The sequence below is a fragment of the Streptomyces oryzae genome, assembly GCF_017676365.1.
Taxonomy (GTDB): Bacteria; Actinomycetota; Actinomycetes; order Streptomycetales; family Streptomycetaceae; genus Streptomyces; species Streptomyces oryzae.
The window spans coordinates 1-23,313 of the sequence record NZ_JADKMA010000111.1 but is presented as its reverse complement, the minus strand read 5'-3'; the positions used below and the strand labels follow the sequence as shown (position 1 = coordinate 23,313).

Here is a 23,313-nt window from a genome sequence, read left to right as displayed (position 1 = left end):
GCCCCGACCCAGCCTCCCCCGGCCCGCGGCCGGGAGGTGCCCACCAGCCCGTCACAGCGTGGAGATCCGACGCCATGGAAGCTCTGCTCGTCCTGATCGCACTCGTCGCCATCTTCGGTGTGGCCGTCTACCCGGCGATGCGCCGCAGGCGGGGGCAGCACGGCCTGCGCCAGGAGGCGGTACGCGGGCTGACCAGGGGCCCCGACCCGACGGCCGGCTACGGCTTCGTCCCCTCCGACCAGCTCGACGTACGGCTGCCGGGCCCTGACCGGGAACTGGTCGAGGCGCTGGAGGAGGCCCAGCGCACCCAGGACTGGCAGCCGGTGGCGCGGCTGCTGGCCTTCACCGGTGACGAGTACGAGCTGCGCTGGCAGCGGGTGCAGTCCCTGGCGGGCGCCGCGGCGATGGAGCTGGCGCGCTCCCGGGCGCAGGGCGCCGCAGCGGGCGGGGAGGGGCCGCCGGATGTGGTGTCGTTCAGCAAGGAAGCGCCGGCTGCGCAGGCCGCGCACGCCGGGCAGGTGCGGGACGCGCGGTGGCTGCGCGAGTGGCGTGCCCAGCAGCCGCGGGACCACGGGGGCGCGCAGGTGTACGCGCAGTTCCTGGTCTTCCAGGCGCTGACGGACTCCGGGTCCGGGTCCGGCTCCGGCTTGGGCGACCACCGCATCATCCTGGAGGAGGCGCGGAACGTCGCGCACGACGCCGCGAAGCTCGCGCCCGCCGACCCGACGCCGTACCTCACCGAGCTGATCATCGCCCGCCATCTGGGCCTCCGCGAGGCCGACTTCGAGTCGCTGTGGGACAGCGTCCGCCGCCTGGCCCCCGACCACATGGGCGCCCACCTCGCGGCGCTGTCCTACTGGTCGGCCAAGGGGGCGGGCTCCAAGGAGCAGGCCGACACCTTCGCCCGCACCGCCGCGGCCGGCGCCCCCGAGGGCACCCTGCTGCCCGCGCTGCCGCTCTTCGCGACCTACGACCACCTGCCCGAGGTGAACATGGTCCGCGGCCTCTATCAGAGCGAGGAGGTCGTCAAGGCCATCGAGGCCGCCGAGTACGCCGTCGACCAGGTCGAGGACGACCACCCGGTACGCCCCCATGTGCTGCACCTGCTCGTCTGGTTCCTGGTCCGCGCCGAACGCTACGGCGAGGCCATGGAAGCCCTCGCCGCCGTCGACGGCCACGTCGGCGCCGTCCCCTGGGTCGACGAGGGCGACCCCGCCGCCTCCTACACCGCCTACCGAGCCCTCGCGGTGGCGGGCTGGGAGGCGACGGGCGGGGCGCGGGCGGCGCACTGAGGGGCGTCGCTCGCTCTTTCGGGTGGCCGCTGTGTGGAGGAGGCCCGGTACCGTGAAGGAGCGTGCAGGATCCCACCCATGGGAGGAACCATGACCGCTGAACCGGCCCCCCAGCTCGATGGGATCACCGTGCCGGTGCCGCCTCCGGACGGCTTCACCGTGGACGACCTGCTGACCCTGCCAGACCTCCCGCCGCACACCGAGCTGATCGACGGGAGCCTGGTTTTCGTGAGCCCGCAACGCCTCTTTCACGCGTACGTCATCGACGTGCTGGTCAACGGGCTGCGAGCCACAGTGCCCAAGGAGAAGCTGCGGGTGCAGCGGGAGATGACGGTTGTTCTCAATCGCCGCAACGGTCCGGAGCCCGATGTCTCTGTCGTCAAGGCCGAGGCGGTGACCGACCCCGACCTCACCCATTTCCAGGCAGCCGACGTCGTCCTCGCCGTCGAAGTAGTCTCCCCGGACTCCGAGGAGCGCGACCGGGACACCAAGCCCCGCAAGTACGCCGCCTCGGGCATCCCGCACTTCTGGCTCGTGGAGCGCGCCGGGGAAGGCATGCACCCCGTGGTCCGGGTCTACGAGCTGGACCCCGTCGCAAAGGGCTACACCCTGCGCGGCAACTTCCACGGCCGTCTCACGCTCGACGAGCCGTTCGACATCGACATCGACCTCACGGCGGTGGATGACCTGTAGCGGCAGGGCCCAGAGGTGTACGTCACCATGGCCGTATGGCGAATCGACTCGCGGAGGAGAGCTCTCCGTATCTGTTGCAGCACGCGGAGAACCCCGTCGACTGGTGGCCCTGGGGGGAGGGGGCCTTCGAGGAGGCGCGGCGGCGGGGGGTGCCGGTGCTGCTCAGTGTGGGGTATGCGAGCTGCCACTGGTGCCATGTGATGGCGCACGAGAGCTTCGAGGACGAGGCGACGGCGCGGCTGATGAACGAGGGCTTCGTCAGCGTCAAGGTGGACCGCGAGGAGCGGCCGGACGTGGACGCGGTCTATATGGAGGCCGTCCAGGCGGCGACCGGCCAGGGCGGCTGGCCGATGACGGTGTTTCTGACGCCTGACGCGGAGCCGTTCTACTTCGGGACGTACTTCCCGCCGGAGCCCAGGCACGGCATGCCCTCCTTCCGGCAGATCCTGGAGGGGGTACGGACCGCGTGGCAGGACCGGCGCGAGGAGGTGGCTGATGTCGCCTCCCGGATCAGCGCCGATCTGGCCGGGCGAAGCATCCGGCTGGGTGCGCCGCAGGCCCCCGGCGCCGAGGAGATGGGCGCAGCGCTGCTCGGGCTGACCAAGGACTTCGACGCCCGGCGGGGAGGGTTCGGCGGCGCGCCGAAGTTCCCGCCGTCGATGGTGCTGGAGTTCCTGCTGCGGCACCACGCCCGCACCGGCTCCGAGGGCGCGCTGCAGATGGTCGAGGCGACCTGCGAGGCGATGGCCAGGGGCGGGATCTACGACCAGCTCGGGGGCGGGTTCGCCCGCTACTCGGTGGACGCGGAGTGGGTCGTTCCGCACTTCGAGAAGATGCTGTACGACAACGCGCTGCTGTGCCGCGTCTACGCGCATCTGTGGCGCTCGACGGGCTCGGAGCGGGCCCGCCGGGTCGCTCTGGAGACGGCGGACTTCATGGTCCGCGAACTGGGCACCGCCGAGGGCGGGTTCGCCTCCGCTCTGGACGCCGACAGCGACGACGGGCACGGCGGCCATGCCGAGGGCGCCTACTACGTATGGACCCCGGCGCAGCTGGCCGAGGTGCTGGGGGAGGGCGACGCGCAGCTGGCGGCCGAGTGCTTCCACGTCACCGAGGAGGGCACCTTCGAGGGCGGCGCCTCGGTGCTGCAACTCCCCGACCGCGACTCCCCGCTGACGGACGCCACGCGCCTGGAGTCCGTACGGCGCAGGCTGTTCGAGGCGCGTGCAGCGCGGCCCCGGCCCGAGCGCGACGACAAGGTCGTCACCGCCTGGAACGGCCTGGCCATCGCCGCACTCGCCGAGACCGGCGCCTACTTCGAACGGCCCGACCTGGTCGAAGCCGCCCGCGGCGCCGCGCGGTTGCTCGCCGAGGTGCACACCCGCGACGAGGGCCGGCGCCTGGTGCGCACCTCCCGCGACGGGGTCCCCGGCAACAGCGCCGGGGTGCTGGAGGACTACGGGGACACGGCGGAAGGCTGGCTGACGCTGTACGCGGTGACCGGCGAGCCGGAGTGGCTGGAGCGCGCCGGTCTGCTGCTGGACACGGTGCTGGAGCGGTTCGCGGGCGAGGACGGCACGCTCTACGACACGGCCGACGACGCCGAGCAGCTGATCCGGCGCCCGCAGGACCCCACCGACAACGCGGTGCCCTCCGGGTGGAACGCCGCCGCAGGCGCGCTGCTCGGCTACGGCGCCTACACCGGGGGCCACCGCTACCGCGACGCCGCGGAGCAGGCGCTCGGCGTCGTACGTGAACTGGCCTCGCGCGCCCCGCGGTTCCTCGGGTGGGGGCTGGCTGTCGGCGAGGCACTGCTGGACGGGCCGCGCGAGGTTGCCGTGGTGGGAGGCGCGCAGGAAACCGGCGCGCTGCACCGCGCCGCCCTGCTGTCCGGTGCGCCCGGCGCGGTGATCGCGGTGGGCGCGCCCGGTACTTCGGAGGTTCCGCTGCTGCGGGACCGGGGGCTGGTGGAGGGCAGGCCCGCCGCCTACGTGTGCCGTGGGTTCGTGTGTGCCGCACCGGTGACGGACCCGGAGGCGTTGGAGGCCGCCCTGCGGGGGTGACGACGAGGGGGTGCCCCCCCCGCTGCTCGCGGGGCGTGACCCCCTACAGCGTCAGCCCTCGCTCCAGCACGCCCAGCGCACGCGTCACCAGTGCGCTCAGGTCCTCCAGCGTGCCCGACATGCCGGTATCCACCCACGCGTACATGGCCTCGGTGAGGGCGCCGAGCATGGCGCCGGTCACGATCCGCAGTTCGAGATCGTCGTCCGCGCGCCCGGTCCGCTCGGCGAGCGCGCGCCGCAGCAGCCACGCCGTCTCGGCGGAGTGCTCGCTCATCCGGGCGCGGAGCGCGGGCACCTCCCGGATGAGCCGGATGCGCTGCAGGGTCTCGACGGCGTCGGCCTGGTAGATCCGGGCGATCGAGGCGTACAGCGCCTCGCGCAGCGCGGCGACCGGCGGCTCACCCGGCGGCCGGTCCCGCAGCGCCTGCTCGATCAGCGGGTCGTACTCGTCCGTCAGCACGATGTCTTCCTTGGTGGGGAAGTAGCGGAAGACGGTGCTGGGGGAGACCTCCGCCTCCTCGGCGATCTGGTCGACGGGCGTGGCGTCGTACCCCTGTTCCTCGAAGAGGCGGTAGGCGGTCCGCCGGATGGCCTGGCGGGTCTGGATCTTCTTCCGTTCGCGCAGGCTCGGCTTGGCTGGGGGGAGGTCGGTGTCCGCGGCGGTGTCGCCGGCGGATCCTGTACGTGCGGGGGCCATGGATCTTATTGTCGGGCATCGTCCCCGGGCAGGGCCATGTCCGGGACGCTGCCGGTGCCTGCGCGGTGCCGCCGCGGCAGCGCACCGGGGGTGACCGCCAGCAGCAGCGCGCCCGCCAGCGCCGCGGCCCCGCACAGCACCAGCACCTGGTTCATCCCGGCCAGAAAGGCCCGGTCGGCGGCGTCCGCGAGCCGCGGCAGGCCGAGCTCGCCGGCGATCTGGTGCGCGGCGACCACGGATTCCTCGGCGCGCTCCGCGACCGCCGCGGCCCGGCCGCCCCCTCCCGCTCCGTGCGCGTCCGGCCGGGTGGCGTCGGCTTCGGCGAGCCGCGTGGCGTAGGTCTGGGCGAGCAGGCTGCCCAGCAGCGCGATGCCGAGTGCGGTGCCCATCTGCCGTAGCGTCATCAGCAGTCCCGAGCCGCTGCCGGTGCGGTCGGCGGGGAGCGCGGCCAGCGCGGCGTCCATGGCGGGCACCATGGCAAGACCGGCGCCGAGTCCGGTGATCGTCAGCCAGGTGGCGGCCGGACCATAGCCGTCGGCGGTGCCGGTACGGGCGCCGAGGAACGCGGCGAACGCCAGCGTGGTGAGGCCCGCGCTGATCACCGGCCGCGGCCCGAGCCGCTCGGCCAGCGGGCCCGCAGCGCGCGCGGCGACCACGATCCCGGCCATCATCGGCAGCAGCCGCACCCCCGTGCCGAGCGCGTCGTGGCCGAGGACCTCCTGGAGGTACTGCGGGACGATGAACAGCAGCCCCGACAGCACCAGCGTCACCAGCGTCACGGCCCCCGCGCTCCAGCGGAACCCGGGGGCGCGCAGCAGCGTGAGGTCGAGCATCGGCCGGGCCCCGCGCCGCCCGGCGCGCCGCTCCCGCAGCACCAGTGCCGCCAGCAGCAGCGCCGAGCCGGGGAAGAGCCCCACGACCAGCGGGTCGGCCCAGCCGCGCTGCGGACCCTCGATGATCGCGAAGATCAGCGCAGCGAGCCCGGCGACCCCCAGCACGCCGCTCAACGGATCGACGCGGGGCGCCGAGGGGTCGCGGGACTCGGGCAGCAACAGCAGACAGGCGAGGATGCCGAGCGCCGCCAGCGGGACGTTGACCAGAAAGATCGAACCCCACCAGTAGTGGTCCAGCAGCCAGCCGCCGACGATCGGCCCGAGCGGCATCCCGCCCGCGACGGCGGCGGTCACCACTCCGATGGCCTTGGTGCGCTCCTTCTCGTCCGGGAAGAGCGGCGGCAGCACGGCCAGCACCAGGGGCGAGATCAGCGCCGCGCCCAGCCCCATCCCGGCTCGGGCCGCGATCACCCAGCCGGGCCGGTCGGCGAGCGTGCCCAGCAGCGAGCCGACGAGGAAGACGGCGAGCCCCGCCATCAGCAGCCGCCGGCGCCCGTAGCGGTCGCCGAGGAGACCGGCGGGCAGCATCGTCGCGGCGAAGACGACGACGTACGCGTCCACGATCCACTGCATCTCGCCGGTGTCGGCGTGCAGTTGGGACGCCATGTCGGGCAGTGCGACGTTCAGGATCGTCAGATCGAAGCCGAGCGTGAGCATGCAGGCGCCGAGTGCGCCCAGCGCCCACCAGCGGCGTGCCGAGCTTCGGGGTGCGGTGGTCATGGGGCTCCCCTCCCTCCAAGGTTGATGACAGTAACTCTCAATTGAGAGAGTCTGTCAATCGAGTGGGAGGGGTATCCGGGCGGTCACCGAGGTGAGGGAAAACACGGAGCGGCCTGTGAACCGCGCCCGTAGGGTGGGTCTATGCAGGTCATCCAGTCGACGAAGCTCGCCAACGTCTGTTACGAGATCCGGGGCCCGGTCCTGGAGGAGGCGACGCGGCTGGAGGCGGCAGGGCACCAGATCCTCAAGCTCAACACCGGCAACCCAGCGGCATTCGGCTTCGACTGCCCGCCGGAGATCCTCGAGGACATGCTGCGCAACGTCGGCACCGCGCACGGCTACGGCGACGCCAAGGGTCTGCTCTCGGCGCGCCGCGCGGTGATGCAGCACTACCAGAAGCAGGGCATCGAGCTGTCGGTCGACGACATCTACCTGGGCAACGGCGTCTCCGAGCTGATTCAGATGTCGATGCAGGCCCTGCTGGACGACGGTGACGAGGTGCTGGTCCCCGCGCCCGACTACCCCCTGTGGACCGCCTCGGTCTCCCTGGCAGGCGGCACCGCTGTGCACTACCGCTGCGACGAGCAGTCCGACTGGATGCCCGACCTCGCGGACGTCGAGCGCAAGATCACCGACCGCACCAAGGCGCTCGTCATCATCAACCCCAACAACCCCACGGGCGCTGTCTATGACGAGGAGCTCCTGCGCGGCCTCACCGACATCGCCCGCCGCCACGACCTGATCGTGTGCTCCGACGAGATCTACGACAAGATCCTCTACGACGGTGCCACCCACACGCCGACCACGGTCGTCGCGCCCGACCTGCTGACCCTCACGTTCAACGGACTGTCCAAGTCCTACCGGGTCGCCGGCTACCGCAGCGGCTGGCTCGCTGTCTGCGGGCCCAAGGCGCACGCCGGGAGCTATATCGAGGGCCTGACCATCCTCGCCAATATGCGGCTGTGCGCCAACGTCCCCGCCCAGCACGCGGTCGCCGCCGCGCTGGGCGGACGGCAGTCGATCGAGGACCTGGTGCTGCCGGGGGGCCGGCTGTGCGAGCAGCGCGATACGGCGTACGAGTTGCTGACGCAGATCCCGGGCGTCAGCTGTGTGCGTCCCAAGGGGGCGATCTACGCGTTCCCGCGGCTCGACCCCAAGGTGTACAAGGTCAAGGACGACCGGCAGATGGTGATCGATCTGCTGCGCGCCGAGAAGATCATGATTGTGCACGGCACCGGGTTCAACTGGCCCGAGCCCGACCACTTCCGGATCGTCAACCTGCCCAGCGTGAACGAGCTGCGCGACGCGGTGACCAGGATCGGCCGCTTCCTGGACGGCTACAGCCAGCCGTGACCGCCGGTAATCGCCCGTGGCGATTCGATGAACGTGGAACAACTTTAGACGGTGTCCAAGTTAGGATGTCCTCCTGAACGCATCAGGAGGCCGTCCATGTACGAACCGATCCGCAGCAAGTCGGTCCACACCGTGGCCGAGAGCACTCACGACGGGCTGCCGCGGCGCACCCGCGAGGAAGAGCTGGACATCCGGCTGGCCGGGCACCTGACCGCGTTGCTGACGGTCACGGACGAGCTGCGTGCCCTGACGCCGAGTGCGGAGCTGGATGCCGCAGCCCATGAGCTCGCCGCCCATGCGGGGCGGCTGTCCGGCGGGCGGACGCCCTTGCGGGCCGCGCCGTCCGCTGTGCGGGACGACGCGGCGCACATTGCCTCCCTCCACGCGCGGGCGCACACCCTTGCGGGTAACGCGCTCGCTGTCGCCGACTCCCGTGGCGATGAGGCGGTCACCGCGCTGATGAGGGAGCGCCTTGCGGCGTATGCCGGTGCGGAGGGGGCGCTGGTGTAAGGGCGTTGCCCGCTTGTGGGCAGTCGTTCCGCAAGGGGCGGAACGGGTGGGCACAAGCGGGCCCGCACCCGCGCGACGGCCGTACCCCGCACCGCTGCGTGGGCGCCCGTTGTCTGCGGCCCGGTGGCCGGTGCTGCGCTTGCCCACCCTGCGCCCTGGGGGTACCCCCTGCTCGAAGAGCTTGGGGGAGCAGACTGCCCAAGCGCAGCAGCACAAGGCGGAGCTACCCCAGGCGCTGCACCAGTGCCTTGTATTCGTCCCAGAGGGCTTGCGGTGTGTGGGTGCCGAAGGTCTCAAGGTGGGCGGGGACCAGCGCGGCCTCGTCGCGCCAGACGTCGCGGTCGACCGCGAGGACGAAGTCCAGCTCGGCCTCGGAGAGGCCGAGCCCCTCCGTGTCGAGGTCTTCCTTGCGCGGCAGGATGCCGATCGGCGTCTCGACGCCCTCGACCTCGCCGTTCAGCCGCTGGACGATCCACTTGAGCACGCGGCTGTTCTCGCCGAAGCCGGGCCAGACGAACGTGCCGTTGTCGTCCTTCTTGAACCAGTTGACGTAGTAGATCTTCGGCAGCTTCGCGGCGTCGGCGTTCTCGCCGACCTCCAGCCAGTGGGCGAAGTAGTCACCCATGTTGTAGCCGCAGAAGGGCAGCATCGCGAACGGGTCGCGGCGCAGTTCGCCGACCTTGCCCTCGGCGGCTGCGGTCTTCTCGCTGGCGACGTTGGCGCCGAGGAAGACACCGTGCTGCCAGTCGAAGGACTCGGTCACCAGCGGAACGGCGGAGGCGCGCCGGCCGCCGAAGAGGATGGCCGAGATGGGCACGCCGCGCGGGTCCTCCCACTCGGGGGCGATGATCGGGCACTGTCCGGCGGGGACGGTGAACCGCGCGTTGGGGTGGGCGGCGAGGGCGTCCGACTCCGGCGTCCAGTCGTTGCCCTTCCAGTCGGTGAGGTGGGCGGGCGGTTCCTCCGTCATGCCCTCCCACCACACGTCGTTGTCGTCGGTCAGCGCGACGTTGGTGAAGACCGCGTTGCCCCACAGGGTCTTCATGGCGTTGGCGTTGGTGTCCTCGCCGGTGCCCGGGGCGACACCGAAGAACCCCGCCTCCGGGTTGATGGCGTAGAGGCGGCCGTCCTCGCCGAACCGCATCCAGGCGATGTCGTCACCGATGGTCTCGACCGTCCAGCCCGGGACGGTGGGCTGGAGCATGGCCAGGTTGGTCTTGCCGCAGGCGGACGGGAACGCGGCGGCCACGTACTTGGCCTCACCCCGGGGCGGCGTCAGCTTGAGCACCAGCATGTGCTCGGCCAGCCAGCCCTCGTCGCGCGCCATCACGGAGGCGATGCGCAGCGCGTAGCACTTCTTGCCGAGCAGCGCGTTGCCGCCGTAGCCGGAGCCGTAGGACCAGATTTCGCGGGTCTCGGGGAAGTGCGAGATGTACTTGGTCGAGTTGCACGGCCACGGCACGTCCTCCTCGCCTTCGGCGAGCGGGGCGCCGACGGTGTGCACGGCCTTGACGAAGAAGCCGTCCTCGCCCAGTTCGTCCAGCACCGGCTGTCCCATGCGCGTCATCGTGCGCATGGCGACGGCCACGTAAGCGGAGTCGGTGATCTCCACGCCCAGTGCGGAGAGCGGGGAGCCGAGCGGGCCCATGCAGAACGGGACGACGTACATGGTCCGGCCGCGCATCGAACCGTGGAAGATGCCCTGTTCCCCTGCGGAGCCCCCCTTGTCTCCCACAAAGATGGCCTTCATCTCCGCGGGGTCCTTCCAGTGGTTCGTCGGGCCCGCGTCCTCCTCCTTCTCGGAGCAGATGAAGGTGCGGTCCTCGACCCGGGCGACGTCGGACGGGTCGGAGGCGGCGTAGTAGGAGTTGGGCCGTTTGACCGGGTCGAGTTTCTTGAACGTGCCCTTGGCGACCAGCTCTTCGCACAGGCGGTCGTACTCGGCCTCGGAGCCGTCGCACCACACGACGCGGTCGGGCCGGGTCAGCTCGGCGATGCCGGCGACCCAGGAGAGCAGCTCCTGATGGCGGGTGGGGGCGTGGCCGGTGGCCGGGGTGGACGAGGAAGACGGGGCTGAGGTGAGGGGAGCCGCAGAACTGCGCGCCACGATCGCTCCAGACGTTGAGGGTTTTGTTCCGACTGTCAGCGCGCCCCTTGGGGGCCGCGACCCGGATGCTTTCGTGGCAGTTTGTCTCGTCGCTCATCCGGTGCCGCTTATGCTCATCTGATCATGCGGTGCGAATTGGTGTCTGTCCAGACGGGGGTTGTGTGGCCGTCGACACGTAGGGTCTTCCCGGCTGGCACACAGGGTCATTCGGGCTGCTGGCAGCCCTTGACCTACGGTCGCGTAGGTTGTCGATCGGCGTAGGTACGATGGCCCGATGACAGACTCCGCGTCCCCGTCTTCGGAGCCCGCCGCTGTGGCGTCCCCACCGTCCAGCGCGTCGTCCTCGTCCCCCGCTCGCGCACAGGCCGCTTCTGCGGAGACCGATTCCGTGGAGGCCGCCTCCGTGGAGCCCGGCGCTGCCGAGGCCGCCCCCTCCGCCGCCGCCCGGCTGTCCGCCTCCGCGCACTCCGCGGCGCAGGTCATCAAGCCCAAGCTGCGCGGCTGGCTGCACTTGGGCATGTTCCCCGCCGTGCTGGTCTCCGGTATGTTCCTGACCGCGCTCGCCGACAGCAGCCGCGGCCGAATCGCCTGCGCCGTCTACACATTGACGGCCTGCCTGCTGTTCGGGATCAGCGCGCTCTACCACCGCGGTGACTGGAGCCCCCGGGCCAACGCCGTGCTGCGCCGGCTCGACCACGCGAACATCTTCCTCATCATCGCCGGCACCTACACCCCGCTGACGATCCTGCTGCTGCCCGACGGGCGGGGCGACCTGCTGCTGTGGGGCATCTGGATAGCCGCCGGACTCGGCATCGCCTTCCGCGTCTTCTGGGTCGGCGCCCCCCGCTGGCTCTACACCCCCTGCTACATCGCCATGGGCTGGGCCGCGGTCTTCTTCCTGCCCGACTTCATGCGGACCGGCGGGATCGCGGTGCTGGTGTGCGTCATCGTCGGCGGCGTGCTCTACAGCGCGGGCGGCGTCATCTACGGCATCAAGCGCCCCAACCCCTCACCCCGCTGGTTCGGCTTCCACGAGGTCTTCCACTCCTTCACCCTGGCCGCCTTCGCCGTCCACTACGTGGGCATCTCGCTGGTGGCCTACACCCACGCGTAGTCCCTACGGGGTTGGCGCAGATCACGCATAATGGGCGCAGACAGGAGGTGAGCGGCCGTGACGGTGATGGATGATCTGCTCGAACGCGGAGCCGTGCCTGAGGGGTACAGCGTCGAAATTTTCGATGGGGAAGTGATCATGACTCCGCAGAGTCAGGAGCAGGACCTGACTGTGGCCTTGACACGTTACGCGGTGTGGCAGACGGCCATCGGCCGGCATCGCGCGTTCAGTGACCTTCTGGTGAGATTTCCCGGAGAGAACGACGCGGCACCCGACCTCACGATCCTCGCTGAGGGAGCGGAGCGTCGCGGCAACAGCTACCACTGCGACGAAGTGCTCGCTGTTCTCGAAGTGCCCTCCCGGCCCAACGACGACAAGGACTACGTCCGCAACGTCGCCAAGTACGCCCGGTTCGGGATCGACCTCTATCTGATCGCCGATCCGTTCAAAAAGCTCTGCACACTGATGACCGAGCCGCACGCGACCGGATACGCCAAGGTCAAGGAGATTCCTTACGGGGAGCCCCTCACGCTGACGCTCAGCACCGGCGAGCGGATCGAGGTCGACACCTCGACCTTCCCCGTACGGGACTGACTCTCACCCCGTGCGCCGTACCGCCCGTCCGGCCAGGACATCCGTGCGGCGGCTGTCCGCGATCACCGGTTGGCCGGCGACGAAGACGTGGGGGATGCCCGTCGGGAGGGAGCGGGGGGCGGTGAAGGTCGCGGTGGCGGCGATGGTTTCGGGGTCGAAGAGGACCAGGTCCGCTGCGTAGCCCTCGCGGATCAGGCCGCGGTCGGCCAGGCGGAGGCGGGCGGCGGGGCGGCCGGTGAGGTGGGCGACGCACTCCTCCAGGGAGAGGACGCCCAACTCGCGTACGTAGTGGCCGAGGTAGTGCGGAAACGTGCCGTAGGCGCGCGGGTGCGGTTTGGCGCCCTGCAGAATGCCGTCGCTGCCTCCGGTGTGCACCCGGTGCCGCATGATCGCCTGGACGTTCTCCTCGTGGCCGACGTGCTGCAGGATCGTGGAGCCGAGCCGGTCCTCGGTCAGCAGCCGGTGTGCCGTCTCCCACGGCTGTTCGCCGCGCAGCGCCGCGGACTCGGCGACCGTACGGCCCACGTGGTCGGAGAGCCCGGGGCTGCTGACGCCGGAGATCTCGATGGTGTCCCACTCGATGGGCACCCCGTGGCAGCCGTCGGCGCCCTCCACCTCCATGACGTGCCGGATCCGGGCCGCCGTCGCCGGGTCGGCCAGCCGGGCCAGCGTCGCCTCGGGGCCGCCCTCGTTGGCCCAGCTCGGCAGCATCGCGGCCAGCGTCGTGCAGCCCGGGGTGTAGGGGTAGGTGTCCAGGGTGATGTCGGCGCCGTCCGCAAGGGCCCGGTCGAGCAGGGCGAGGAGTTCGGGCGCCCGGCCCTTGTTGACGCCGAAGTTCATCGTGGCGTGCGCGAGGTGGAGCGGGCAGCCCGCCTCGCGGGTGAGGGCCACCATCTCCGCGTACGCCCCCAGCGCACCGGCGCCGTACGAGCGGTGGTGCGGGCAGTAGTAGCCGCCGTAGTCGGCCACGACCCGGCACAGCGCGGTCAGTTCGGCGTCGGAGGCGTACATGCCCGGCGTGTAGGTCAGCCCGGAGGACATGCCCATCGCGCCCTGCGCCATCCCCTCGGCGACCAGGCGCTTCATGGCGGCGAGTTCGCCGTCGGCGGCCGGGCGGTCGTCCCAGCCCATCGCCAGCATCCGGACGCTGCCCTGCGGGATCAGATACGCGGCGTTGACCGCCGTGCCCTGGCGGTCGATCCGGTCCAGATAGCCGCCGACGGTGCGCCAGTCGAAGTCGATGTCGCTGCCGTCACCGTTCCAGCCGGTGATGGCCTCCCGGATCGCGGTGAGGGTCGTGTCGTCCGTGGGTGCGTACGACAGCCCGTCCTGGCCCAGCACCTCCAGGGTGACCCCCTGGGCGGCCTTCGCTGTGTGCTCCGGGTCGCGGAGGATCGCCAGGTCCGAGTGGGCGTGCATATCGATGAAGCCGGGGGCCAGGGCGAGGCCGTCGGCGTCGATGACACGGGTGCCGCCCGGCCGCCGGGCGCCCTCGGGGGAGAGCTGGGCGATACGGCCGGCGCGCAGGGTGACGTCCGCGCGGCTGGAGGGGGCGCCAGTGCCGTCGATGACGCGGGCGCCGCGGATGACCGTGACCGTGTCCATGCCGGGCGCCCGGCCTCAGAAGAAGGTGCGGATCAGGTCGGTGACGGTGCCCTCCGCGTCGGCGACCGGGATCACCTGCCACTTGTCGAACATGGTGCAGGGGTGGGACATCCCCAGCCCCACCCACTCGCCGAGCTCCAGTTCGACGCCCTCGTCCACCCGCAGCCACGCGTGCTGGTCGCTCAGCGCGGTGACGGTGAGGCCCGCCGCGGAGCGCACCGTCCCGTCGATTCCCCGCACCATGTGCGGTTCGGGGAGGTGCAGGTCGAAGGCGGCGTCCCGCTTGCCCGCGTTGAGGAACGCCTGGTCCGGCTCGGGCCGGGAGACGACCTGCGTCCACAGCGTGAACGCGGCCTGGAGCCCTCCTTCGTCGGGGTGCCGGTTGAACGGCGTCAGCCGGCGGTAGTGGCCGTCGTCGTGGGAGATGTACGCGCCCGAGCGCAGCAGCTTCAGCGTGGGTGCCGAGAGCTCGGGCAGCTCGGCGAAGGCTTCGGCGACCGCGTCGAACCAGGCGCTGCCGCCCGCGCTGACCACGATCTCGTCCAGCCCCGCGAAGTGCCCCGCCGCATCGAGGGAGACGGCCAGCCCGGTCAGCCGCCGCAGCCAGCCGCGCACCGCCGCCAGGTCGGCGCCGGGCACCTCGCCCTCGTACCCGGCGACGCCCACCAGCCGCAGGGTGCCGGTGGCGGCCACCGCTTCGGCGATCGCGGCGCACTCCGCCTCCGTACGCGCGCCGGTCCGTGCCCCGTCGCCCGCGCCCAGCTCCACCACGACCTCGACCCGGCGGCGGGCACCGGCCGCGCGCAGGGCCTCGTCCATGAGGGCGACGCCGCGAGGGGAGTCGACGTAGCAGATGCAGCGGAAGCCGGGGTCGGCGTCCAGCTCGGCGGCGAGCCAGCGCAGCGCCGCCGCGTCCACCAGTTCGTTGGCGAGGAAGATCCGCGGGACGCCGTACGCCCGGGCCACCCGCACCTGGTGCGGCACCGCGAGCGTGATGCCCCAGGCGCCGCGCTCGAGTTGCCGTTCGAAGAGCTGGGGCGCCATGGAGGTCTTGCCGTGCGGCGCGAAGGCGAGGCCGTGCCGTGCGGAGTACTCGGCGAGCGCGGCGAGGTTGTGCTCCAGGCGCTCGGCGGAGAGGGCGAGGACCGGTGTGGTGAAGCCGCCGGTGAACAGGGAGCGGCGCTCGGCGGCCAGCTCCCCGAGGGTGGTTCCCGCCGCGGCGGCGTCCGGGGGCAGCCCCTTGAACCGGTGGTCGGCGGGCTCGTCCGCGAGACGGGCGACGGGGGAGGGGGCGGGGGCTGCCATGCGGTCTCCGTAGTAGCAGTGGCGGTGTCGCCAGGGATTGCAGTATGTGCAACGGCCATTGCGTATGACGCTTGAGGCTGTCTAGCATCCCGCGGAACAGCCGGTCAATGGTGCCGGGACCGGCCGAGACACCGCAGCGAGAGGCAGCAACCACCGTGCCCACCACCTCCGACATCGACGTCGTCTGCCTCGGCGAGTCCATGGTCACGTTCCTGCCCAGCGTCCCCGGCCCACTCGCCGACGTCCCTTCCTTCCACCGCGCGATCGGCGGCGCCGAGTCGAACGTCGCCTGTACGCTCGCCCGCGCCGGGCACCGTGCCGGCTGGGTCAGCCGGGTCGGCGCCGACGGTTTCGGCGACCATCTGGTCGCTGCCATCGCCGCGCACGGGGTGGACGTCAGCGCCGTCGCACGCGATCCCGAGCGGCCCACCGGCATCTACTTCCGTACGGACGGCGAACGTGCCACCGGCACCGCCGACCCGGCGACCCCGTCCATCCCGACTACCCCGTCCTCCGCGCTCTCCGAAGTCGTCTACTACCGCGCCGGGTCGGCCGCCTCCGCGATGTCCCCGGCCAACATTCCGCACCGGGCCGTCCGGGCGGGGCAGGTGCTGCATCTGACCGGGATCACCGCGGCCCTCTCCGCCGGCTGCCTGGCCCTGCTGCGCGAGCTCACCTCGGCCCGCACCCCCACAGGGCAGGGCGGCAGTCCCGGGCCGCTGGTCTCCTTCGACGTCAACTACCGCGTCGGCCTGTGGCGCCCGAACACCGCACCGGAACCGGCCGCCGAGGTGCTGCGCGAACTCGCCCGGCACAGCGACATCGTCTTCGTCGGCGAGGACGAGGCCGCCGCCGTCTGGGGAGTGACGGGCGGGCCCGAGGCCGTACGGGAGCTGCTGCCCGAGCCCGCGGTGCTCGTCGTCAAGCAGGGTGCGGCCGGGGCCACCGCGTTCGCCGGGGACGGGGCCGCCGTCTTCGTGCCCGCGCTGCGTGTGGACGTCGTCTCGCCGGTGGGCGCGGGTGACGCCTTCGCCGCCGGCTTCCTGTCCGGGACGCTGCGGGGGCTGCCGGTGCGCGAACGGCTGCGGCACGGGCACCTGATGGCCGCAGCGGTGCTCACGGACGCGGGCGACCTGGCGCCGCCGCCGGCCCGGGACGTCGCCGACCGGCTGGTGGCCCTGGACGAGGAGAGCTGGGGGAGACTGCGACTGGAAACCGACTGGACGGTATGCGGACCACAGGACCCAGCCGCCGGACGGCCCGACAACCCCGGCGCTCAGCAGCAGCCGGAGGTGCGTCCCGCATGAGCCAGACCGTCGACCGGGCGCTGACCATTCTGCCGCTGCTCGCCGAAGGGCCCGCCAATCTGGAGCAGGTCGCCGCGCGGCTGGGCGTGCACAAGTCGACGGCCCTGCGGCTGCTGCGCACCCTGCACGAGCACGGGATGGTCTACCGCCAGGCCGACCAGCGCTACCGGCTCGGTGCCCGGCTGTTCGCGCTCGCACAGCAGGCCGTGGAGAACCTGGACATCCGCGAGATCGCCCACCCGCACCTGGCCGAGCTCAACGCGGACTGCGGACACACCGTGCACCTCGCCGTTCACGAGAAGTACGTCGAGGACCAGGTCCTCTACATCGACAAGGTCGAGAGCCGCTATCCGGTACGGATGTACTCGCGCATCGGCAAGCCCGTCGCCATCACCGTCGCCGCCGTGGCCAAGCTGCTGCTGGCCGACCTGCCCGAGCCGGAGCGGCGCGCGGTCGCCGAACGGCTCGAATACCCCCGCTACACGCCCCGTTCGACGCCGGACGCCGCCGCGTTCCTCGCGGAACTGGCCAAGGTGCGCGAACAGGGCTGGGCCACCGACCTCGGTGGCCACGAGGAGTCCATCAACTGCGTCGCCGCCCCCATCCGCGGCGCCGAGGGACGGGTGGTGGCGGCCATCTCGGTCTCCGCGCCGAACGTCGTCGTCTCCGCCGACGAACTCCTCACCCTGCTGCCCCGCGTACGGCGCACCGCCGAGGCCATCAGCACGGAGTACGCGGGACAGCCGCCCAGCCCCCGCCCGTAACGACGAGTAGGAGAGCCGCACCATGAGCGAGAAGCTTGCCAAGACCGCCCTCACCCCGGCCACGCACACCACGCCGCCCGCGAAGTTCTCGCACGGCGTGCGCAAGGGCAACATCCTCCAGGTCGCCGGGCAGGTCGGGTTCGGGCCCGCGGTGGAGGGCCAGGCCCCCACGCCGGTCGGCCCCGGGCTGCGGGAGCAGACCCTCCAGACCCTCGCCAACGTGGAAGCCGTCCTCAAGGCGGGCGGCGCCTCCTGGGAGGACGCCATGATGCTCCGCGTATATCTGACGGACACCGCGCACTTCGCGGAGTTCAACGAGATCTACAACGCGTACTTCGCCTCTCTCGAAGAGGCTCCGGCCGCGCGTACGACGGTGTACGTCGGCCTGCCCGCCGGTCTGCTGGTCGAGATCGACGCGCTCGCCGTCCTCGGCTGAGCAGCGCAGAACCCCCGGAATCGGCTCTCCCGATTCCGGGGGTCCTCTTGTGGTGGGACCCAACTGGCCCAAGAATGCGGGGCGTCAGACCGAACGAACCTTCGGTACCAGGAGAGGACCCCCCACCATGAACAGACCTCTCGCCGGCTCCCTCGCCGGCGCCTTCCTCGGCGCCGCCGCACTGACCGGCATAGCCGCCGCACCGGCATCCGCAGCGCCCGCACCGGCGCCCGGCAAAGCCAAGGCCGCCGCGCCCTCCTTCGAGGGCACCGTCGCGCTCAGCAATTGCTCCGGCTCCGTCGTCAAGATGCCCAACTCGCAGCCGGGCGACCCCGCACTCGTCCTGTCCAACGGCCACTGCCTGGAAGAGGGCATGCCCGAGCCGGGGCAGGTGATCAAGGACAAGGCGTCCAACCGCTCCTTCACCCTGCTGAAGGCCGACGGCGGCAACGCCGGCACCGTCCGCGCCACCAAGATCGCGTACGCGACGATGACCGACACCGACGTCTCGCTCTACGAAGTCGGCTCCACCTACGAGGAGATCGAGTCGAAGTTCGGCATCAAGGCGCTCGATGTCGAGGCGGCCCACCCCACGAAGGGCAACGACATCACCGTCGTCTCCGGCTACTGGAAAGAGAAGTACGGCTGCGCCATCGACGGCTTCGCGTACCAGCTCAAGGAGGACGGCTGGACGATGAAGGACTCGATCCGCTACACCGCCGACTGCGAGACCAAGGGCGGCACTTCGGGATCCCCCGTCATCGACAACGCCTCGGGCAAGGTCGTCGGCGTGAACAACACGCGGAACGAGAACGGCGAGGAGTGCACGCTCAACAACCCCTGTGAGGTGGACGAGAACGGCAAGACCACCGTGCACGAGGGGATCGGCTACGGCCAGCAGACCTACATCATCGCGCCGTGCGTTGCCGAGGGGAACAAGATCGACCTCGGCCGCGAGGGCTGCACGCTCCCCAAGCCGTAACGCTTCAGTGCCGTACGGACGTTGGGGTCTTCCTGTCCCTGTCACCACACCCGGAAAATGAGGAGTACATGAGAAAGCCCCTCGTCAGTACGCTCGCGGCGGCGCTGTTCGGCGCCGCCGCACTCATGGGCATATCCGCGGCACCCGCAGCGGCCGCCGACAGCGGGACCACGGCCCACAAGGCCGCGCCCTCCTTCGAGGGCACCGTCGCGCTGAGCAACTGCTCCGGCTCCGTCGTCAAGCTGAAGAACTCCGAACCCGGTGACCCCGCGCTCATCCTGTCCAACGGCCACTGCCTCCAGGAGGGCATGCCGGGCGCGGGCGAGGTCGTCGTCAACAAGAAGACCAGCCGCGACTTCACGCTGCTGAACGCGGACGGCAGCGACGCCGGGAAGGTCCACTCGGACAAGATCGCGTACGCGACGATGACCGACACCGACATCTCCCTGTACGAGACGACCTCCACCTACCGCCAGATCAAGAAGAAGTACGGCATCGACGCGCTGCAGCTCGACCCCAGGCACCCGCGGCAGGGCCGGGACATCACCGTCGTCTCCGGCTACTGGAAGGAGAAGTTCGGCTGCGCCGTCGACGGCTTCGCCTACCGGCTCAAGGAAGCGGACTGGACCTGGAAGGACTCCATCCGCTACACCATGGACTGCCAGACCAAGGGCGGCACCTCCGGCTCCCCGGTGATCGACAACGGCACCGGCAAGGTCATCGGCGTCAACAACACCCACAACGAGGACGGGGAGCGCTGCACCCTGAACAACCCGTGTGAGGTGGACAAGGACGGCAACGTCACCGTCCGCTATCTGAACGCCTACGGCCAGCAGACCTATCTGATCAACCCCTGCTTCGGCCGCGGCAACCAGCTCGACCTCGACGCGCACGGCTGCGTCCTGCCTGAGCCGCAGAAGTGACTCCGTCCCCGCGCCCCGACAGGGGCGCGGGGAACAGCGCGGGCAGACCGTGCCAACCGTGCCCCGGCCCGGGCTACGGCAACCCGTGCACGTGCGGGCCCACCGTGCTCGACCACTTGTTGCCGGCCGTGGCGTCCCACGCCGTGGACCAGGTCATCGCACCGCGGATGCCGGGCCACTTCTCGTCCGGGGTGAAGCTGCCGCAACTGGTGCCCTTGGCGAGGCAGTCCAGCGCGTCGTTGACCACGCCCGGGTCGACGTAGCCGGAGCCCGCGGCCTGCGACGAGGCGGGGGTGCCGATGCCGACCTGCGAGGGGTCGAGGCCGCCCTTGATCTGTACGCAGGCCAGCGCGGTGAGGAAGTCCACGGTGCCCGCGGAGTAGACCTTGCCGTCGCAGCCGTTCATCGAACCGCTGTTGTAGTACTGCATGTTGACGACGGTCAGATAGCTCTTGATGTTCAGCGCCGTCTTGAAGTACCCGTTCTGCGGCGACTGCATATCGACCGTCTGCGGCGCCATCGTCACCACGACATCGCTCTTGGCGGCGTGGATCGCGTCGAGGGCCTTGGTCATGTAGGTCGCGTTGAGGCCGTTCTCCAGGTCGATGTCGACGCCGTCGAAACCGTACTCGTCCATCAGCGCGACGATGCTCTTGGCGAAGGCGTCAGCCGAGGCGTCGTCGCCGACCGAGACGGCGCCCTTCTCGCCGCCGACGGAGACCACGACCGACTTGCCCGCGTCGTGCTTGGCGGCGATGTCCTTCTTGAACTGGTCCTCGGAGTAGTTCAGGGCCGGGTCGAGCGTGAAGTCGACCTGGCCCGGCGTGCCGGTCGCGTCCGCGAAGGCGACGGCGATGATGTCGTACTCGTCCTGCACATCGGCGATGGTCTGCTTGGTCGCGCCGTTGTCGAAGTTCTGCCAGTAGCCGGTGACGGCGTGGGCCGGCACCTGCGAGGCGCCGACCTGGGGGCCGGCCGCGGTGGGGGGCTCGGCGTGTGCGGTGGCCGGCCCGAGGGCGAGCAGACCGCCCACGGTCAGGGCCGAGGCGACGAGGCCGACGAGCGCGCGGGAGAGCCCGGGATATCTGGAACGTGCCACAACTGCCTCCGGTGTGGGGGGAGATGGGAGGTGGTGGTGCGCGTGCGCCGTACAACCTGGTCCAGACCAATGGGGTTGTCAAGGTGTAAGGCGGCATCGATCGCCCGGCACCGGCGGCGGAAACCGGGCACACGTTGCTTGCCCGCGACCCCTTGTGCTGATCGTCCGCAGGCGGTTACATCGCCTGCGACCTGCACGGTCGTCCACCCTCGAGCTCGCGTACGGCGGAGGCGTCATGGCAGCGGAGGACATCACACCCAGCACATCCGACGGCGCTCAGGGCCCGGTGCGCAAGCCGAGTTGGAAGATGATCGGCCCCGGCATCGTCGTCGCCGCGACGGGTGTCGGCGCCGGGGACCTGGTCGCCACCCTGGTGGCCGGCAGCAAGTTCGGCTACACGCTGCTGTGGGCCGCCGTCATCGGCTGCATCGTCAAGATCGCCCTCGCCGAGGCGACCGGCCGCTGGCATCTGGCCACCGGCCGCACCATCTTCGACGGCTGGCGCAGCCTCGGCCCGTGGACCACGGTCTACTTCGCGGTGTACGTCGTCATCTGGGGCTTCGTCTACGGCGCCACCGCGATGTCCTCCAGCGCGCTGCCGCTGCAGGCGCTCTTCCCCGATGTGCTGTCCCTCAAGGCGTGGGCGATCATCACCGGACTGGTCGGCCTGCTGTTCGTGTGGACCAACCGCTACGCCATCGTCGAGAAGATCATGATGGCCTTCGTCGGCGTGATGTTCGTGGTCGTCGTCTACGTCGCGATCCGCGTCAGCCCCGATCTGGGCGGCGCCTTCGCCGGGCTGCTCCCCGTACTGCCGTCCGGCTCCATGATCTACACCCTGGGCCTGGTCGGCGGCGTCGGCGGCACCATCACCATGGCCGCGTACGGCTACTGGATCAACGCCAAGGGGTGGGCCGACAGCGGCTGGATGAAGATGATGCGGCTCGACAACCGCGTCGCCTACATCACCACCGGCATATTCGTCGTCGCCATGCTGATCGTCGGTGCCGAGCTGCTGCACAGCTCGCAGATCGCCCTCGCCACCGGCGACAAGGGCCTGCTCGACCTGGACGACGTCCTGGAGAAGCGCTTCGGAAGCTCCACCTCCACCCTCTTCCTCATCGGCTTCTTCGCCGCCTCCTTCTCCTCGCTGGTGGGCGTATGGCACGGGGTGAGCCTGATGTTCGCCGACTTCGTGGAGCGGCTGCGGGCCGCCCGCGGACTCGCCGCCGAAGCGGGCGTCGCCCCGCTCACCCGCGGCGAGCAGGAGCGCTCGGTGCCCTTCCGCGGCTATCTGCTGTGGCTGACCTTCCCCCCGATGGCGCTGCTCTGGCTGGACCAGCCCTTCGCCCTCGTCGTCGCCTACGGCGTCCTCGGCGCCTTCTTCATGCCCTTCCTCGCCGCCACCCTGCTGTGGCTTCTCAACAGCGACCGCACCCCGCGCCAGTGGCGCAACGGCCCCCTCAGCAACGTCCTGCTGGCAGCATCGTGCGTCCTCTTCCTCGTCCTGTGCGTCCAGCAGGTGAGGGACCTCCCCTGGTAAGCCCTCAGCCCTGGTCGGCCTTCGCCGGGAGGGGGAGCGGCACGGTGCCCCTCGATACGGTGACGTCGTCGTCGGGCGGAATGTCGTCGAACAGTTCGCTGACATCCGCGACGGTGAGCACCTTGTCCATCCAGTGCGCGAGCGCTGTCATGTCGTCGGTCCCCGTGATCCGCACGTGCTCACTCGCCCGGACGGGCAGATCCCGCTGCTCCAGCATCCGCAGGATGAACCGCACCCGCTCCTCGACAATGCCCGCGGCTTTGCCCTTGAGGAAGGTCATCTCCACCAGGGTGCCGCGCCCGGGAAAGTAGCTGCCGTTCTTCACTGCGGCTCCTCGGCGAAGATTTGCTCGGCCTCGGTGGCGCTGAAAGCCCGCTCGAACCAGCGGTCGAGGGTGTCCAGGTCGGCGCAGCCCGTCACCCGGGCGCGCTGGCTCTCACTGACGGTGATGCCGCGCATCTCCAGCAGCCGCAGCACAGACCGGGCCCGCTCGTCGGCCTTGCCTTCGAGGAACGTCTCCTCGACGAGGGTGCCGCGCCCGGGGAAGAAGCTGCCGTTCTTCATGAGGTCCCTCCAGGTCTGCCGGGTCGGGGTGTCGCCGAGTCCGGCCTCCAGTAGCTCCGTGTAGTACTTCCGAGTTTTACGATCGGTGCGGTATAGCGCGGATGCCAGCGCTTTCAGTATGGCTGGAGCATCTGAGCTCTTGCCATGCGTCATAGCCGCGAAGGTGGCCATGGTGAGGTCCTCTTCCGCTTCCTCTGTGTCCACGATCAATGGCACGTTTCCCGGACCGAGGACCAACGGGCGAACGGTGAGGGGTTTCCAGTCGGCTGGGCCCAGATCGAAGGGACCAACAGCCCACTCGGCGGTGCTCTTGTCCTGGCAGACGACCAGGAGCAAGGCCGGGCACTCGTTCTTCGATTCGAGGAAGGACAGGTATAGGCCCAACTACGCGCTTTGCGGGGGTCGGGCCGTCCCTGCGCCTCGATCGCGAGTAGCAAGGGCGTCCCGCCCTTCTCCGGTGACAGCCGGAGCACGCTGTCCATGCGCCGTTCGACGGGCTCCAGTTCGGTGGCGTCCGGGGTGAGGACGTCGACGCGGGCGTACTCCGGCAGGGAAACGCCAAGTAAGCGAAAGGTGGGGGCGAGCAGGGCGGGGCGTTCTTGGAAGATGCGGTGTGCTGCCTCGTGGCGGGAGGTGACCATGCCGGGAACATATGACGATCGACGTGGCCCGAAGACGGGAAAGCCGTGGCGTTCGCCGGATCAGGTGAATGCGTGTTCCTGGAACGGGTGGGTGTGCGGGGGTTGGGG

The 23,313-nt window shown here is 70.6% G+C and carries 21 protein-coding genes; 13 read left to right on the top strand and 8 right to left on the bottom strand.

What is annotated here, in order from left to right:
• Positions 1-74 precede the first annotated feature (74 nt).
• From ITI46_RS21050 to ITI46_RS21040, 3 genes are all read left to right on the top strand, one after another.
• Complete coding sequence (locus ITI46_RS21050) at positions 75-1,292, top strand: hypothetical protein (protein ID WP_209241240.1); 1,218 nt, start codon at positions 75-77, stop codon at positions 1,290-1,292.
• 90 nt (positions 1,293-1,382) lie between these two features.
• Positions 1,383-1,985 carry a Uma2 family endonuclease gene (locus ITI46_RS21045; protein WP_247746328.1) on the top strand — a complete coding sequence of 201 codons (603 nt, stop codon included), beginning with the start codon at positions 1,383-1,385 and terminating at the stop codon, positions 1,983-1,985.
• A gap of 35 nt (positions 1,986-2,020) precedes the next feature.
• A complete protein-coding gene (locus tag ITI46_RS21040) occupies positions 2,021-4,048 on the top strand; it encodes a thioredoxin domain-containing protein (RefSeq protein WP_209241238.1) in 2,028 nt (675 codons plus the stop codon).
• Positions 4,049-4,091: 43 nt separating this feature from the next.
• Here ITI46_RS21040 and ITI46_RS21035 read toward each other — a convergent pair whose 3' ends face one another.
• Positions 4,092-4,745 carry a TetR/AcrR family transcriptional regulator gene (locus tag ITI46_RS21035; RefSeq protein ID WP_209241237.1) on the bottom strand — a complete coding sequence of 218 codons (654 nt, stop codon included), beginning with the start codon at positions 4,743-4,745 and terminating at the stop codon, positions 4,092-4,094.
• A gap of 5 nt (positions 4,746-4,750) precedes the next feature.
• Positions 4,751-6,358 carry an MFS transporter gene (locus tag ITI46_RS21030; protein WP_247746327.1) on the bottom strand — a complete coding sequence of 536 codons (1,608 nt, stop codon included), beginning with the start codon at positions 6,356-6,358 and terminating at the stop codon, positions 4,751-4,753.
• 141 nt (positions 6,359-6,499) lie between these two features.
• On the opposite strand from ITI46_RS21030, the gene ITI46_RS21025 reads away from it, so the two are divergent.
• Positions 6,500-7,711 (top strand): pyridoxal phosphate-dependent aminotransferase, encoded by a 1,212-nt coding sequence (locus ITI46_RS21025; protein ID WP_209241236.1) that lies wholly within the window; start codon positions 6,500-6,502, stop codon positions 7,709-7,711.
• Between the two features lie 96 nt (positions 7,712-7,807).
• Complete coding sequence (locus ITI46_RS21020; RefSeq protein ID WP_209241235.1) at positions 7,808-8,221, top strand: SCO4983 family protein; 414 nt, start codon at positions 7,808-7,810, stop codon at positions 8,219-8,221.
• A 223-nt stretch (positions 8,222-8,444) separates the two neighbouring features.
• Here the strand turns inward: ITI46_RS21020 and ITI46_RS21015 are convergent, their stop codons facing one another.
• Positions 8,445-10,328 carry a phosphoenolpyruvate carboxykinase (GTP) gene (locus ITI46_RS21015; protein ID WP_209241234.1) on the bottom strand — a complete coding sequence of 628 codons (1,884 nt, stop codon included), beginning with the start codon at positions 10,326-10,328 and terminating at the stop codon, positions 8,445-8,447.
• A 274-nt stretch (positions 10,329-10,602) separates the two neighbouring features.
• On the opposite strand from ITI46_RS21015, the gene trhA reads away from it, so the two are divergent.
• Together trhA and ITI46_RS21005 are read left to right on the top strand one after the other, a co-directional pair.
• Positions 10,603-11,442, top strand: coding sequence for a PAQR family membrane homeostasis protein TrhA (trhA, locus tag ITI46_RS21010; RefSeq protein WP_247746326.1), 840 nt, complete (start codon positions 10,603-10,605; stop codon positions 11,440-11,442).
• Positions 11,443-11,508: 66 nt separating this feature from the next.
• The gene (locus ITI46_RS21005) at positions 11,509-12,036 is read left to right on the top strand and encodes a Uma2 family endonuclease (protein ID WP_209241241.1); all 528 of its coding nucleotides are present in this window, start codon (positions 11,509-11,511) and stop codon (positions 12,034-12,036) included.
• 3 nt (positions 12,037-12,039) lie between these two features.
• Here the strand turns inward: ITI46_RS21005 and ITI46_RS21000 are convergent, their stop codons facing one another.
• Together ITI46_RS21000 and ITI46_RS20995 are read right to left on the bottom strand one after the other, a co-directional pair.
• The gene (locus ITI46_RS21000) at positions 12,040-13,641 is read right to left on the bottom strand and encodes an N-acyl-D-amino-acid deacylase family protein (RefSeq protein ID WP_209241233.1); all 1,602 of its coding nucleotides are present in this window, start codon (positions 13,639-13,641) and stop codon (positions 12,040-12,042) included.
• Between the two features lie 15 nt (positions 13,642-13,656).
• Positions 13,657-14,946 carry an alanine racemase gene (locus ITI46_RS20995; RefSeq protein WP_209241232.1) on the bottom strand — a complete coding sequence of 430 codons (1,290 nt, stop codon included), beginning with the start codon at positions 14,944-14,946 and terminating at the stop codon, positions 13,657-13,659.
• Positions 14,947-15,053: 107 nt separating this feature from the next.
• On the opposite strand from ITI46_RS20995, the gene ITI46_RS20990 reads away from it, so the two are divergent.
• The 5 genes from ITI46_RS20990 to ITI46_RS20970 all read left to right on the top strand — a co-directional run bounded on the left by ITI46_RS20990 (position 15,054) and on the right by ITI46_RS20970 (position 19,358).
• Positions 15,054-16,253: a sugar kinase gene (locus tag ITI46_RS20990; protein ID WP_209241231.1), complete on the top strand. Its 1,200-nt coding sequence runs from the start codon at positions 15,054-15,056 to the stop codon at positions 16,251-16,253.
• Complete coding sequence (locus ITI46_RS20985; RefSeq protein WP_209241230.1) at positions 16,250-17,017, top strand: IclR family transcriptional regulator; 768 nt, start codon at positions 16,250-16,252, stop codon at positions 17,015-17,017. Before ITI46_RS20990 ends, ITI46_RS20985 begins: the two co-directional genes overlap by 4 nt.
• 22 nt (positions 17,018-17,039) lie before the next feature.
• On the top strand, positions 17,040-17,453 hold the full coding sequence (locus tag ITI46_RS20980; RefSeq protein ID WP_209241229.1) for a RidA family protein: 414 nt from the start codon (positions 17,040-17,042) through the stop codon (positions 17,451-17,453).
• Between the two features lie 127 nt (positions 17,454-17,580).
• Positions 17,581-18,435, top strand: coding sequence for a S1 family peptidase (locus ITI46_RS20975; protein WP_209241228.1), 855 nt, complete (start codon positions 17,581-17,583; stop codon positions 18,433-18,435).
• Positions 18,436-18,503: 68 nt separating this feature from the next.
• Entirely contained in the window at positions 18,504-19,358 is an 855-nt protein-coding gene (locus tag ITI46_RS20970; protein WP_209241227.1) for a S1 family peptidase, read from the top strand.
• A 73-nt stretch (positions 19,359-19,431) separates the two neighbouring features.
• Here ITI46_RS20970 and ITI46_RS20965 read toward each other — a convergent pair whose 3' ends face one another.
• A complete protein-coding gene (locus ITI46_RS20965) occupies positions 19,432-20,457 on the bottom strand; it encodes a chitinase (protein ID WP_209241226.1) in 1,026 nt (341 codons plus the stop codon).
• Positions 20,458-20,692: 235 nt separating this feature from the next.
• On the opposite strand from ITI46_RS20965, the gene ITI46_RS20960 reads away from it, so the two are divergent.
• Positions 20,693-22,000 (top strand): Nramp family divalent metal transporter, encoded by a 1,308-nt coding sequence (locus ITI46_RS20960; protein ID WP_209241225.1) that lies wholly within the window; start codon positions 20,693-20,695, stop codon positions 21,998-22,000.
• A 4-nt stretch (positions 22,001-22,004) separates the two neighbouring features.
• On the opposite strand, the gene ITI46_RS20955 is transcribed toward ITI46_RS20960, so the two are convergent.
• Both ITI46_RS20955 and ITI46_RS20950 read right to left on the bottom strand, forming a co-directional pair.
• Positions 22,005-22,325, bottom strand: coding sequence for a hypothetical protein (locus ITI46_RS20955; protein WP_209241224.1), 321 nt, complete (start codon positions 22,323-22,325; stop codon positions 22,005-22,007).
• Positions 22,322-22,900 (bottom strand): hypothetical protein, encoded by a 579-nt coding sequence (locus ITI46_RS20950; RefSeq protein ID WP_247746324.1) that lies wholly within the window; start codon positions 22,898-22,900, stop codon positions 22,322-22,324. Before ITI46_RS20950 ends, ITI46_RS20955 begins: the two co-directional genes overlap by 4 nt.
• Positions 22,901-23,313: the final 413 nt, after the last annotated feature.